Annotated in this window: 9 protein-coding genes and 1 pseudogene; 6 read left to right on the plus strand and 4 right to left on the minus strand. The window is 50.3% G+C overall.

Features of this window, described 5'->3' with window-relative positions; translation table 11 throughout:
- Nucleotides 1–124 precede the first annotated feature (124 nt).
- From ACMWJS_RS20380 to ACMWJS_RS20390, 3 genes and pseudogenes are all read left to right on the plus strand, one after another.
- Nucleotides 125–322 (plus strand): annotated as a pseudogene (locus ACMWJS_RS20380) (nucleotidyltransferase domain-containing protein); the annotation flags it as partial.
- A gap of 158 nt (nucleotides 323–480) precedes the next feature.
- Nucleotides 481–1,257 carry an isocitrate lyase/PEP mutase family protein gene (locus ACMWJS_RS20385; protein WP_414747478.1) on the plus strand — a complete coding sequence of 259 codons (777 nt, stop codon included), beginning with the start codon at nucleotides 481–483 and terminating at the stop codon, nucleotides 1,255–1,257.
- The gene (locus ACMWJS_RS20390; protein WP_414747490.1) at nucleotides 1,241–2,287 is read left to right on the plus strand and encodes a bifunctional transcriptional activator/DNA repair enzyme AdaA; all 1,047 of its coding nucleotides are present in this window, start codon (nucleotides 1,241–1,243) and stop codon (nucleotides 2,285–2,287) included. Before ACMWJS_RS20385 ends, ACMWJS_RS20390 begins: the two co-directional genes overlap by 17 nt.
- A 277-nt stretch (nucleotides 2,288–2,564) precedes the next feature.
- On the opposite strand, the gene ACMWJS_RS20395 is transcribed toward ACMWJS_RS20390, so the two are convergent.
- From ACMWJS_RS20395 to ACMWJS_RS20410, 4 genes are all read right to left on the minus strand, one after another.
- Nucleotides 2,565–3,685 (minus strand): IS3 family transposase gene (locus tag ACMWJS_RS20395; protein WP_414747479.1). Its coding sequence is split into 2 segments (ribosomal slippage): nucleotides 2,565–3,427 and nucleotides 3,427–3,685, totalling 1,122 coding nucleotides; the frame shifts between segments, so codons are not numbered across the junction.
- Nucleotides 3,686–3,923: 238 nt separating this feature from the next.
- Nucleotides 3,924–7,949 carry a hypothetical protein gene (locus ACMWJS_RS20400; RefSeq protein ID WP_414747480.1) on the minus strand — a complete coding sequence of 1,342 codons (4,026 nt, stop codon included), beginning with the start codon at nucleotides 7,947–7,949 and terminating at the stop codon, nucleotides 3,924–3,926.
- A gap of 14 nt (nucleotides 7,950–7,963) precedes the next feature.
- Nucleotides 7,964–8,371, minus strand: a complete 408-nt coding sequence (locus ACMWJS_RS20405) for a DUF6375 family protein (RefSeq protein WP_025421272.1) — start codon at nucleotides 8,369–8,371, stop codon at nucleotides 7,964–7,966.
- 11 nt (nucleotides 8,372–8,382) lie between these two features.
- Complete coding sequence (locus ACMWJS_RS20410) at nucleotides 8,383–9,285, minus strand: radical SAM protein (protein WP_114191455.1); 903 nt, start codon at nucleotides 9,283–9,285, stop codon at nucleotides 8,383–8,385.
- Nucleotides 9,286–9,690: 405 nt separating this feature from the next.
- On the opposite strand from ACMWJS_RS20410, the gene ACMWJS_RS20415 reads away from it, so the two are divergent.
- The 3 genes from ACMWJS_RS20415 (at nucleotide 9,691) to ACMWJS_RS20425 (ending at nucleotide 13,961) form a co-directional block, all read left to right on the plus strand.
- Nucleotides 9,691–11,427, plus strand: a complete 1,737-nt coding sequence (locus ACMWJS_RS20415) for an ATP-dependent nuclease (RefSeq protein ID WP_367143751.1) — start codon at nucleotides 9,691–9,693, stop codon at nucleotides 11,425–11,427.
- Complete coding sequence (locus ACMWJS_RS20420) at nucleotides 11,417–12,835, plus strand: UvrD-helicase domain-containing protein (protein ID WP_414747481.1); 1,419 nt, start codon at nucleotides 11,417–11,419, stop codon at nucleotides 12,833–12,835. Before ACMWJS_RS20415 ends, ACMWJS_RS20420 begins: the two co-directional genes overlap by 11 nt.
- Nucleotides 12,836–12,896: 61 nt before the next feature.
- Nucleotides 12,897–13,961 (plus strand): DUF5677 domain-containing protein, encoded by a 1,065-nt coding sequence (locus tag ACMWJS_RS20425; RefSeq protein ID WP_414747482.1) that lies wholly within the window; start codon nucleotides 12,897–12,899, stop codon nucleotides 13,959–13,961.
- The last annotated feature ends 137 nt before the right edge of the window (nucleotides 13,962–14,098 follow it).

Consider the following 14,098-nt stretch of genomic DNA (forward strand, 5'->3'; position numbering starts at 1 on the left):
TTTTTATTCTCCATAGGGGGAGGGGCGGTGTCGTTGATGTTGGTAAAGGGGGAGAGGGTAGCTTCTCAAGCGAGAAGATGAATGAGCTCTGTCAGGGCTGGACGTAGTGATTGTGGTGGAATGATCGCAGATTCACTCCCTTCTCGCTGGCGGCTCGCTTGTTCATGGCGGGTTCGATCAATACTCCGATCTTGATTTTGTCGTTGTGGTAGACCCTCTCTACTATGACGAAATCATGGCTCAGCGTATTGTGTTCGCCGGAACACTGGGTCACCTGCTCCATGCTTTCACCGGGGAACATGTGGGAGAGCCTCGTCTGCTTAGCCATGCTGAAAGCCGGAGCCCGGGCCTGAAAGGTTTTGGTCTGTTCCGCCCCCCATGTTCAGACGACGTTTGCTAAAAAATGGTCGTCTGAATTTCGGTTGTGAGGTTCTTCCTGAGTGCTTAGATTCATTTTCAATCTATCGAGAGGATATGAATATGAACTTTGCAGAACGCCACTATCAGCATGAGCCTCTTCTTATTGCCAACGTCTGGGATGCCGCCAGTGCTGTCGCAGCGCAAAAAGCAGGCTACCAGGTTCTGGGAACGTCCAGTGCAGCTATAGCGTCCACACTGGGATATGACGACGGGCAGGGAGTGCCGTTTGATGAGTTGTTTTATATGGTCACCCGGATCCGGGCTGCCAGCAGCCTGCCATTGAGCGTTGACATGGAAGCAGGGTATGGTAATTCAGCCGAAGAGATAGCAGACAATCTGCGGCGCCTTGCTCAGACAGGCGTCGCAGGCGTTAACCTCGAAGACAGCCGAGTCATAAACGGGGTTCGTCAGCTTGACGATGCCTCTGACTTTTCCCGTAACCTGAGAGCAGTATGCGATACGCTGAGAAGCGAAAATTACACCCTGTTTCTGAACATCCGGACTGACACGTACCTGCTCGGGCATGAAGACGCGTTGCAGGAGACGATATTACGGGGTCAACGCTATAAAGCTGCAGGTGCTGAGGGCCTTTTTGTTCCCTGCCTGACGTCAGAGAAAGACATCAGCCTCATTGCAGAGGCAACGGGATTGCCTTTGAATGTCATGTGTATGCCCGATCTTCCGTCATTCGACAGGCTGAAACGGGCAGGGGTAAGCCGCATTTCAATGGGCAATTTTGTTCATTCAGCGATACAGTCAACGCTGACTGATGTCATGCATGCGATCCGATCTCGTCAGACGTTTGAAGGACTTTTTGGTGATGAAAATAACCGATAAGAATTTATGCGATATCTGGTATCAGGCATTACTTGAACGTGCTTCAGACTACACTGGCGTGTTTTTTGTTGGCGTCAAAACCACGGGCGTATTCTGCATTTCGGTATGCCGGGCGCGAAAGCCCAAGCGCGAAAATGTCGAATTTTATAAAGATGCCAAATCTGCCCTGGCGGACGGCTTTCGTCCCTGTAAGGTCTGCAGACCTGTGGAAAATGCGCACAGCGCGCCATTATTCGTTGAGCAGGCGCTTGCGCTTGTCAGGCGCGATATCAAATCCCGTGTAGCAGACGCGGAGCTTCGTCAGCATGGCATCAGCCCGGAGCGGGTAAGGCGCTGGTTCCTGCAACATCACGGCATCACTTTTCAGGCTTTCCAGCGAATGCAGCGGGTGAACGTCGCCCTGCAGGAGCTGAAAAGTGGACGAGCGGCGACTGACGTTGCGCTGGACAATGGCTATGAATCCCTGAGCGGCTTTGGTTACACCTACAAGCGGCTTACTGGCGCAGCGCCGACTCAGGCAACCCAGGTGATAGTCATTCACCGGTTTACCACGACGCTTGGACCGATGTTTGTCTGCGCGACAGACCGGGGAGTCTGTCTGCTGGAGTTTACCGATCGCCGGATGTTAGAAACAGAATTTCGCGATATCCAGCGTTTATTTAACGCCAGAATCGTCACCGGCGAAAACAGCCATACCCGGCAGACAGTAAAAGAGATCGGCGAGTATTTTGCCGGAACGCGCCGACAGTTTGATCTCGCTTTAGATGCTCCGGGCAGTGATTTTCAACAATCCGTCTGGCATGCGTTGCGTACTGTTCCCTATGGACAGACCTCACACTATCAGGCCATTTCACTACGGCTTAATAAGCCAAATGCTGTGCGCGCCGTCGCTGCCGCTAACGGTGCCAACCGGATTGCGATTGTGATCCCCTGTCACAGGATAATTGGAAAAGATGGTGCGATGACAGGTTACGGAGGGGGGATTTCACGCAAAGAATGGCTTATTGAGCATGAGAGAAATAATGTTTAATGGCGTGATGTTGCTGTGTCGCCGGGAAATTTTACGGACTTCGCGGGACATGTTGAGGGTACAAAAAAGCCCGCAGGGCTTGCGCCATGCGGGCTTTCAGGACTTCATCAGTCGACTCTGGTGATCGCCGATGGAATTGCTGGCTTCCCTGTAACTAGATATCTATTTGATTGAATTTTCTAGATAACTGTTGTTTCTGACTTTACCTTTGGTTCTATAAAGGAACCATAAATCGTAACGGCATAAACTGACCTGCCCCCAGGGTTAGATACAACCTTCAGTTAGTAATGTCGGTTGGTTTTTCTTCATATTTCCTGTTTCGCCAGTCCGTTGCGAATTCAGCTGGTGTCTGGTAATCCAGCGATGAATGGGGACGGCACTCGTTATAATCCTGCCGCCAGTCATTAATCGTTTTCCGGGCATGAAGAATATCGCTGAACCAGTGTTCATTCAGACACTCATCGCGAAAGCGTCCGTTAAAACTCTCAATAAATCCGTTCTGCGTTGGCTTACCTGGCTGGATAAGCCGTAGTTCCACACCATGCTCAAAGGCCCATTGATCGAGCGCGCGGCAGGTAAATTCCGGGCCCTGATCGGTTCTTATTGTCGCCGGATAGCCCCTAAACAGCGCGATGCTGTCCAGAATACGCGTGACCTGAACGCCTGAAATACCGAAAGCAGCGGTGATCGTCAGACACTCCTTCGTGAAATCATCCACACAGGTCAGGCACTTGATTCTCCGACCGTTGGCCAGTGCGTCCATAACGAAATCCATCGACCATGTCAGGTTCGGCGCATCCGGGCGCAGAAGCGGAAACCGTTCGGTTGCCAGCCCTTTACGGCGTCGTCTGCGTTTTACGCTCAGTCCATTAAGGTGGTAAATACGGTATACCCGCTTGTGATTGACGTGAAGGCCCTCCCGACGCAGCAGCTGCCAGATGCGGCGGTAGCCAAAACGCCTGCGCTCCAGTGCCAGCTCAGTGATGCGCCCTGATAAATGCGCATCAGCCGCCGGACGCTGAGCCTCGTAGCGGCAGGTCGACAGAGACAAAGCAGTAAGCCTGCAGGCACGACGTTGCGACAGACCGGTCACATCACACATAAACTTAACGGCTTCCCGCTTGTGGTCTGTCGTCAGTACTTTCGCCCCAGAGCCACCTGAAGCGCCTCCTTATCCAGCATGGCTTCGGCAAGCAGCTTCTTGAGGCGGGCGTTCTCCTCTTCAAGAGATTTAAGCCGCTTCACCTCAGGAACTTCCATGCCACCAAACTTCTTGCGCCAGGTGTAGAAAGTGGCATCGGAAATGGCGTGCTTACGGCAGAGCTCACGGGCAGAAACCCCGGCTTCCGCTTCGCGAAGAATACTGATGATCTGTTCGTCGGAAAAACGCTTCTTCATGGGTATGTCCTCATGTGGCTTATGAAGACATTACTAACATCGGGGTGTGTTAATCAACGGGGAGCAGGTCAGCACGAACATGTCTATCGTTAATGCCTCTATCTGGCCCGCACAGAAGGCTTCGAAGTGAAGCCTTCTACTTTCAGATGAGATACCGAATAAGATTCTCAAAGTTTACGGGTGAAAGATTTCTGAATTCGTAACTCATATAGCGACTCCGCCCGCAATATTTTGGTTACTAGCACTCAGAAGCTACCTGATGGATATGAATACGCTTGTGAATATGTTGGTGATTCACGTAATACCTGTGTAAATTGTGCGTCTTGTTGGAGCGGTAATGAAAACCACGCTCCCCCCACATAAGCCATACCAATACCTTGCCGGATTGCATCAAGTAACGATCAAGTAGATCACGGCGCAGATAACTGACTGAGCCACTGACAGCCGAATCATACTCGCCAACTTTGCGGTACAGTGATGCCACACCTGCTGCATCATGCAAATCCCATGTGTTTGCACGGTATCTGAGATTCAAAGCCTCACAAAGTTGCTTTGAGGGTAGGCTCGCACCGCTGCTTTGGTTCTCCACGCTATGGTAACTCTCCCAGTTGTAGTCCTGCACAGTGATATCTACCGCAACGCCATTGCCTGACCATCTGTCTGCGGACACCAAATTTTCATCACTATCATCCTCTTGTTCATTTGCGACTAGCAGCCCCGGAATCGACGAGAAAGGCATCTCACCAGCATAGGTGTAATAGTAGCCAGGAGCATCAGGGATGGCGCTGTTGCCAGGATATTCAAGATCAGTGAACAACCTACATAAATTGTCAACTTCTTGGCTATCTACGAATACTCCTCGCAGGAAAGTGAAAATCTGCCGGTCATCCGAGGTAGCATTTTGCTCAACAAAACCGTCAAGTAGGATCCATGGCCCCGTCAGACCATCAATTTCCGTAATCTCAAGGATGCTACGGTAGTCAGGTTGCGGCCCCCTCATGATCCAATCCCCATCATCCGACGACTGTTCGCTGAACAAGGCTGGAAGTGGCAAATCAATGCTCATAGCGTCTAGCGGGAACGTCGGGTCGATATCTGCGTCCGATGGACGAGCGCTGCGGTCTTCGGAAAGGAGGCCCTGCGCGTATCGCAGTCCCCACATCTCGAAGTAAGCTATCCAGCCGTACTTTTTGCCATATCGATCGATTTTGTGTTTGTCTTCTCCCATACGAGAGCCGGAATACATTTGCCGATCAATAGCTTCGAACTGCTCAGGGTTATAACCAAGCACCAGCATTCGAGAAATAATTGCCTTCAACACCTGTTGGTACTCTGGGTTGCTGTCATCGTAGTTCGATCTATGTGGAATAAGTCTCCCAATCGTATAGTTACCGAAGTCCATTCGAATCGCTGCGCTCTGCGCTTGCTTGATGACTGCTGTATCGTACTGACGAATGCTTTTAAATACGTTAGGCAGATGGCTAAAAGGCGGAACAAGATGAGCAGCTTCATCCTCTGAAAAACAATTTGGATCTACCATCCTTGCAATGGCAATGATTCCCAGACAGTACTGTTGATATAACGCATGCCAAGTAGGAGCTGTAGCATCAGGTACAAACATGGTTTGGTAAATCTCACGAGCGAACCGTGGCAACGCATCATGTAACTTTACTGCATCGATATCCGACCAAGTGGTCAGGACTGCACCGTAGGCTGCGGCGAACACTCGCTCGGGGACATATGGGTCTGAAACTGCATTTGTCTCCATCGCCAACCGGAAAAACTCTTCTGGCCGCCTGATGGCAAATTCATACAGGGCTTTGGTAGCCATATCCCGCAAAGCTCTGGATGTCGTCGTCAATGTCCACATCACCCAGCGAACTCTCCGAAGTTCACGCTCATCCAGATGACCCAATTTCCATCTCGTCGACAAGAATTTTAAGTCATCTTTAACTTGTTCAGATTTTTGACGAATCCACTCGGACCAAAAAAGATCGCGCTGAGTATTGGACATCGCCATTAGCACATCATGCAAAAAGCTCATATCAAACGGATGTGCTAGTGCAGCCCTGATGCTCCGTAGCTTCTCGAAAGCAAATTGTGCAAATCGCTTCGACTCCTGCATAGCTTGAGCAAATCGTTCAACAGTAGCCCGCCCGATATATCTTGGGTCCGATTGCGTCGTCAATAACAGAGCGTTCATAACGAGTATATCATCCGACAAGTCTTGCCAAAGCTGCCGCCTACCAGAGTGTTGCGGATACAGATCAACCAGAGCCCGGAATACGTCATAAGCGAAGGTATGCGAATCAGGTCCATGAGATTTAAATTTTGCGCTCCCTTCATCGCTTTTTAACCATTGGACCAACTCAGGCTTCCTGAGCAGGTGGTGCGCCATCATATGTCCGGCCATTAGGTCGTATGCAAACGCAACTCCTTGCCTACCTTCTTGAGAAATAGTCCTAACTAGTATGCCTTCAGACTCCAGTGCACGAATAATACTATCGTTCCACCCCATATCCCGAACTGCCGCCCGTGTAGCTTGAAAATCCACACTTCTCGCATTGTTATCCCAAAGAAGACCCGCGATCGTCAGTAGTGCATCCTGAACGTCATCTTGATAAATGCGATGCATCGCCGGTGAAAGCTCAGCGACTCGTGCGGCAACCTTGTTAAAATGTGCTTCGAACAGGCTTGCAAGCGAACGGGGCAATGCTTCCACTCCGACAATATGCTGACGAGGAGAATTTGCTACTTCGCAAAAAATTCTCAGTGTTAAGGGGTGCTGCAAGAGTTCGACTGGTAGATCCGCATCGGTAGCATCGATCTGGTAGTACTCAAAGTACTTGTCAAATGCTGTCTTCGGATCTTCCTGAAACCCGTTATGTTCAACTTGGGGAAACCCCTCAGGCAGACACATCTGGGCAAATTCATTGCGAAGAGTGACAACTAACAAAACATAAGGAAAATTCTTTAGAAGCTCATCCGCTCGGGATAATTCATCCCTCCAATTTCTCGGATCTTCCGCCTCATTCAGACCGTCAATAACAATAGGTATGCGTTTGCCTGCACGCTGGCCTGCCGCATCTACGGCCTCAATCAAGCGGTCGAAACTTTCTGCTGGCCTCCCAGAAATCTTGAAGGCAGTTACGAGATCATCAAGCCCTTGACCTGAATGAAGATTCTTACCCAATAGGAGAATTCCCCCTGGGAATTCCCCTTCTGGCTGGGTTACCTTGACTGCAAGTTCAGATTTACCTTCACCTGCCGCCGCAAGTACAGCAACTGCCCGAGCACCAATTGACTGCTCCAGACTGCGGAGAACAGACGAAACCATGTGAATATCTGCAACCAAATTAGCGGTTAACGGAGCCCCGTCAAAGCGAGCTCCACGCAATTTCGAAAGTAGCCTGTCATAACGTACCGGCTGACGAGGATTTGAAACCAACGCTTGATGTACAGAGTTAAAGTCACCTTTGCCGAGCGCCGTGTGTAAACCATCAATAAACTCAGTCAACCCAATAACCCGGGACAGGAGTAATTCAACTTCAGTCCTGAGCTCAATTTTGAGTTGCTCAGTAACCGAAGCAATGCTCGTATAATTCTTTTTTAAAGCGTTTGAGAGTTCTTCCAGAGATTCCCATGCGTTTTGGCTGCACAGATGCCTGAATATATTCTCCTCAGCCCCCACCGCTACATGAACGTCTGGCTGGTAGCGGTTCTTAAATGGAGCCACGGCAAGCTTATACTGCTCAGCAATTAGCTCTGGGGTTAGAACCAGTTCACCAAAGTAGGTTTCCCGTAAAAGCGCTCCCGGTCCGACCAAAAGATCTTCGATATCAGTAGCAGTGAGCAGTTCTAACTTCAATTCGGGGAAGCGGTCTCGCTCTAGCGCGAAAAACCACTCTTGATCACCTTTTGTTAACGTGTGATGAGTCCAAAGCTTCCAGTTGGTTACTCCAGGGACATGCTTACGCGTCTTTTCGATACCTTCGATGATCTTGTTGCGGCGGGAGGCTCCCAAATCTTGTCCATTCACCAGCTCATACCACTTGCATTGCCAACCAATCCAGCCTGGTGGCGCACCGAGATCACAAGGCTCCGTCAGCTCGAGGTGAAACTCCACCCCAGGCTGATTTGCAAGTTGCTTAAAGCGACCGAAACGACCATAGTGTCGGCGTACCAGAGCGCGGCAAAGGTTTTCGAAGTTCACATCTGCTGCACCGGGCAGTTCGTTGAATACTTTCCAATTTACTTCAGGCATCAATGCATCCTCTTTCAACTGGCATCGCTGGAATCGGACGGATAGTCATGCGCTGAGAAAATCTCGACCTTTGCTCCAGCCTCGACAAACAGCTTCACGAACGCGGATACCTCTGCCTCATCAGTAGTTATTGTTATTCTATCGCCTTCTCGATCTAGATGATGATCTGACACCAATTGACCAAGATCGGTTGGTCCTAAAGTGTGGAGTTTTAGGCTGCATAGTAATGAGAGCATTTCATCTGAAAACCGTTGATTCTCTGGCTCATCAAAAGGGATCGAGTAACATTCATCTTTCTCAGCCTGAGTACTGAGCGTTTTAATATCCTTCTCGACCTTCTCTGCATCTTGCTCTTGCTTGAATTTTCCGATGAGAACTAAGTTCATCGAATGCTCAGAACCATATCCGTTCCAAATTTTCATTACTGTGCCCCTTATTTCATCTCTAAGGTATTACGAAGTCGCTTAAGCGCTGACAGAACACCGGTTTCGCCAATATCCACACCGGTGGTTGAATAAGAACTCATACGCAATATGCCGGAAGCGTCTATGTGCGCGTAGGCTCGAAGGCCAGTTTCATCAGGAAGAGGATCGCATATGGGTAGTCCTGACGCTCCCACCTCACTTACTGCAAGTCGAACCTCTCCTCTATAGTTGGAGACCCAGTTCTTGAGCTCTCGGCCGACCACTTCATTCATACTTGCGACCGCGTTAGTTGCTTGCTGAGGCAATAACAGCAATTCACTAGCTCCAAACTGTTGCGCCAGCTCAGTTACTGCATCAAGCTCAAAGACTGTACGTTCGTTTATCACGACGTTTATTCCAAAGGGCGACAATGTTGCAATCGATTCAATTCCCTTAAGTAAATTGGCAAAAGGTTTTCCGCGCAGTTCTTCATAGGTACTGCCTGTCCCGTCAACGCTAATACGCGCGAAGTGAATTGATCCTTTGAGGTGTTTAACTAATTGTTGCGACAAACGATGACCATGGGTCGTGAATGTAACGGCAAGCTGAGTTTCCCCGGCAGCCCGTTTGCATATTTCGACGAAATCTGGATGGAGAGTTGGTTCCCCTCCGCCAAAGCCGATGCCGAAGCATCCTTCAGTATCCAATTCCTTTAACCAGCTAAGTACTTGGTCAGTATGCAGCACTGCCTTGTGTTTGGGCGCAAAACAGTACGCGCAATGGAGATCGCAAAGATTGGTGAGTGCTATTGAGACTTGACGGGGAGACGTCGACCAAACTGCCCCCTGAAGGTGCAATTCGTCTAATAGGATGTTCAAACCTGTATTCCGATCGAAGAAATGCACTCCGTTTGGCCCGTTTCTGGACTTCATAACACCAAGTTCCCCGCTGCTTAAAACCCACAAAAGTAATAGTATTTAACATCATAGCGAGAAATCCCTTAAAAAAGATTGCGTAAGGTTTGCTTTTCGCTCTCAGTAGACGCTTTAGAGTTACGTGTTTATCTGCTGTATGCCAGAAGCAGGCAAGGCTAATACTAGAGTTTCTTCATTACTCGCACACTTAGCGAGCAAAATACGGACCGCGTGTTCCTCGCACATGCCACAAGATTGAGGTGTAGATCAAAGAACGATCAGATAAAACAGTAAGGTAGATATCTCTGTTTAGATCCTTTCTCGTTGAGAGCGTAATATATTTTTTGCGCTGTATATTTTCTTCACGGATGTCTTTCGCGATCACGTTGCAGATGAAGAAAATGAGAATTAAGGAGCAACTCCGTGACCAGAATTTGTAAAGTCGAGATCCAGAATTTCCGAACTATCCGTTTATTGAACTGGCTACCTTCACCAGGCCTCAACTGCCTGATTGGCCCAGGAGACAGCGGTAAGACTACTATTCTCGATGCGATTGACCTTTGCCTTGGTGCCCGCCGCAATATCAGTTTTGCCGATACTGATTTTTATGGGCTGGATGTAACCCAGCCCATCAGCATCACTCTGACGCTTGGTTCGTTGCCCGGTGCTCTGATGCGCTTGGATTCGTACGGAAATTATTTACAGGCCTTCGACCGTGCAAACGGGTTAGTCACCGAAGAACCTGAACAGGGTCTGGAAACGGTTCTTTGCTTACGTTTGACAGTGGATAGCGAGCTAGAGCCTGTCTGGTCGCTAGTATCACAGCGCGCTCAGGCACAAGGGCAGGAGCGCAATATTGCTTGGAAGGATCGGTTACTGTTAGCCCCAGCCCGGCTCGGGACTTATGCTAGTTCCAACCTGTCATGGACACGCGGTTCGGTACTCAATCGACTGACCGCAGAACGACCAAATCTTGGCGCTGAATTGGCCAATGCGGCACGCCAGGCCCGAAACGGTTTCGGCGGTCAGGCTGGTGTACAGCTGGCCGCAACACTGCAAATCGTGAACCAGAAAGCCAATGAACTTGGCGTGCCAGTGGGTGGCGGCACCCAGGCATTGCTGGACGCGCACGCTGTATCGATCGGCGACGGAGCCATTGCGCTACACGATGCTACAGGAGTGCCCTTGCGCTCACTGGGAACAGGCTCATCTCGTCTACTGGTCGCAGGAATGCAGCGTGCAGCAACACAGCAGGCGTCTGTCGCTCTGGTCGACGAAGTAGAGTACGGACTGGAACCGCATCGCCTTACCCGATTGTTGAACTCCCTTGGTGCGAAGGAAAATTCCCCACCCCTCCAGGTATTTCTAACCACCCATTCCCCGGTCGCTGTCCGCGAGCTTAACGGCAATCAGCTCTTCGTGGTACGTAAGTCTCCGGATGGTGCACATCAGGTTCTCCAGGTAGGTGTCGCTGATGATATTCAAAGCACCGTTAGGGCTGATCCGGAAGCGTTTCTCGCTCGTAGCGTCATAGTCTGCGAGGGTGCCAGTGAAGTTGGTCTAATTCGTGGCCTGGACCATTTCTGGACGAACATAAACGGAGCGTCGATGCTAGCCGCTGGGACTGCATATGTGAATGTCGGCGGCGGAGAGCCTGACCGGTGCTTTGTTCGCGGACTCGCATTGCGCCAGCTTGGCTATCGGGTATTGGTCATGGTTGATGCAGATAAGCCGCCCACTGCGGCGACCGTACAGGCCTACGTGGATGCTGGTGGGGAGTACATCACTTGGCGAGAAGGACGTGCTCTGGAAGACGAACTGTTTCTGAGTCTGCCGGATGCGGGTGTGGATGCTCTGCTTCAGCGAGCCATAGACCTTGTGGAAGAAGATTTGGTGGCTGCGCATATCCAGACTCAGTCAAACGGACAACTGGCTCTCGCCCAAATCCGGCTGCAGCGACAACAGCTAGGTATGCCATATCCCCTCGCAACGCGACAACTGCTGGGGCTGGCAGCGCGTAACCGTAAAAACGGTTGGTTTAAATCGGTCACCAAATTCGAGGATGTGGCACGCGATATTCTTGGTCCCTATTGCCAAATCTCAGAGCCAGAATTTGTCGCTATGATCACTCGCCTCTACCGGTGGGCTCATGCCGCCTGAGTACAATTTATTCGCTTTTCGTCGAGGCGCGATCACGGCCCCTGCTGGTTGTGGCAAGACGCAACTCATCGCCGATACACTGTCCCAACATACTGGGGCAAAGCCGGTTCTCATCCTCACTCATACCAATGCGGGTGTTACAACACTGCGTCTGCGCATGCAAAAAGCCGGAGTGCCCGCTTCGGCTTACCACATTGCCACAATTGATGGTTTTTCCATGCGGCTGGTGGCGATGTTTCCGCAGCGAAGCGCTGTTGCTGCTGCTGTCCTTCTGCTCCAGAATCCCGGAGCCGACTACCCAGCAATACGCATGGCTGCCAGGCATTTACTTCAAAGCGGGCACCTCAATGAGGTCCTCGCAGCAAGCTATGCCCATCTGATTGTCGATGAGTACCAGGACTGCAATTTAGTGCAACACGATCTCGTTACAGCACTTTCCATGGTACTTCCCACATGTGTTCTTGGCGACCCGATGCAGGCTATCTTCGGCTTTCGCGGTAATCAGCTTGTGGACTGGAATACCCACGTGCTTCCGCATTTTACTGCTATCGGCGAGCTTAACCAGCCTTGGCGCTGGACGAACGCAGGCAAGCCCGAATTTGGCCAATGGCTTCTGGAGTGTCGGCGAATACTCCTAGCAGGAGGTGGCATTGATTTACGCCAGGCCCCGCCGGAGGTTGTCTGGGTCGAGTTGCAACCGGCTACTGCCATTCAGCAGCGGCTCACCGCTGCGTTAACACAGGCTGTTACGCGGGAAGGAGACGTTCTGGTGATTGGCGATAGCCGTAACCCTCGTGGTCGCCGGCAAATGGCCAGTCAGACACCGGGTGCTGCTGCAGTAGAGCCCGTCGACCTCGCCGACCTCACGTTGTTTGGAACGACATTCAACCTGCAGTCTGCTGACGCACTGATTTGTTTAGTGGAGTTTGCCTCAGAGGTTATGACGCAGGTCGGAGTAGCTGTTTTGCAGCGCCGACTGGAGAGCTTACGCAGGGGGACTGCACACAATCCAGCGACTGAAGCAGAAGCCACACTGCTCGCTTTCACTAATGCCCCAAGTTTTCCCTTGGCCATCGAGGCACTACGCGCATTGACCAGGCAAAACAATGCCCGAGTCTATCGTCCGGATGTGTTGTATTGCTGTCTGCGCGCGATGCAAATAGCTGCGGAGGGGAGTTGCAGCTTTGCCGAGGCCACGGTGCGGGAGCGCGAACGAAACCGACACGAGATTCGGCCCCTTGCGCAACGTGCCATTGGTAGTACTCTGTTGCTGAAGGGACTAGAGGCGGAAGTGGCCGTTATAACCGCCACTGAGGAGATGGATGCCCGACATCTCTACGTAGCCTTCACTCGCGGATCGAAGAAGCTGGTTGTCTGCTCGTTTACTCCCGTATTGATGCCCCGCTAGTGTCGACGTAAAGGCCACTTACTACGTCGACGGAGTGCTGACCCTCTCTAAGGAACTGAACTTGTTAAACAAAAAAGTACTTTCTCAGATACAGGATGTGGCTGGTAGCGGCAATATGTCTCCCGCAGAGATGGCTGAGTGGTTAGATACTCATTCTGAAGACATAGAGCATTTAGTTGCGTTGAAAATGTTCGAGTATTTGGATGAGGCTAAAGGGGAGGTATTAAAGGATCACTACGAAAATTTAGATGCATTTACAGGAAGACTATTTACAACATGGGAGTCCCCTTTAAAGCGGCTGGATGCATTAATTTATGGGTGTACTGAAATCAGTAATGAGGTAAACAGTGAGTATCGCACCGGTTCTGGAGAAAGGTCCGCAAAACTGAACATAACCACCCGACTGCACGCACGTGCTGTCCAGGTTTCCTGCGAGATATCTCATCTTCTAAAGGGTGGCTTTGCAGACGGTGCAATGTCCCGTTGGAGAACGCTCCATGAAACCACGGCCATATTGATATTTATTGCAGAAGGCGACGAAGACCTGGCGAAAAGATTCACGGATTTTCAGAGCATACAGAGGCGAAAAGCTGCTAATCGCTATAATAAATATAGTGAAGAGTTGGGTTTTACTTCTTTCTCCCCAGAAGATTTAAGTCGGTTTGATCTCGAAAGAAATGATATCGTTGATAAGTATGAAGCGGGTTTCGGCAATGAATTAGGTTGGGCCGCAAAAGCTTTAGGAAAAGAACCCAGTGCCAGAACTAAGGTTCGCTTTAGTGATATTGAGGAATTTGTCGAGCTGGACTTTTTGCGACCGCACTACGGCTTTGCCAACCAGTATATTCATGCAGGAATTGACAGCATTGGCTTCAAGCTCGGTACATCGCTTTCAAATAAAGATCTCTTGCTATGCGGACCATCTAATGAAGGGCTGTTAGAGCCGATTCAGTGCACCAGCTTGTCCTTAATACAGGCCACTCAGGCGATAATCTCAGTTTCACCAAACGATCAACGTTTGCTATATAGCTCCGTGCTCTGGTTGTGGCATGAGAAGTTGAAAGAAGAAGTTATTGCCGCATCTGATGCCCTAATCAAGAAAGGTGAAGCTGATAATTTTGAATAAAATCTGGGAAACGAAGATGACGCCAGTTGTATTTTAATCTTACTCACAGGATGTCAACCTAAACGAACGATGCATGAAAGCTGAGTATTTGGAGAATGGATAGAGGTTACTCGGTTTTTGGTGAACTCAAAGTATGA

Source organism: Enterobacter sp. HK-058-C-ECC (assembly GCF_047531125.1).
Taxonomy (GTDB): domain Bacteria; phylum Pseudomonadota; class Gammaproteobacteria; order Enterobacterales; family Enterobacteriaceae; genus Enterobacter; species Enterobacter quasiroggenkampii.

Bases quoted from the DNA above. Each gene is read 5' to 3' on its own strand.
- ACMWJS_RS20385 (WP_414747478.1), top strand. From the start codon at position 481: ATGAACTTTGCAGAACGCCACTATCAGCATGAGCCTCTTCTTATTGCC.
- ACMWJS_RS20390 (WP_414747490.1), top strand. From the start codon at position 1,241: ATGAAAATAACCGATAAGAATTTATGCGATATCTGGTATCAGGCATTA.
- ACMWJS_RS20400 (WP_414747480.1), bottom strand. From the start codon at position 7,949: ATGCCTGAAGTAAATTGGAAAGTATTCAACGAACTGCCCGGTGCAGCA.
- ACMWJS_RS20405 (WP_025421272.1), bottom strand. From the start codon at position 8,371: ATGAAAATTTGGAACGGATATGGTTCTGAGCATTCGATGAACTTAGTT.
- ACMWJS_RS20410 (WP_114191455.1), bottom strand. From the start codon at position 9,285: ATGAAGTCCAGAAACGGGCCAAACGGAGTGCATTTCTTCGATCGGAAT.
- ACMWJS_RS20420 (WP_414747481.1), top strand. From the start codon at position 11,417: ATGCCGCCTGAGTACAATTTATTCGCTTTTCGTCGAGGCGCGATCACG.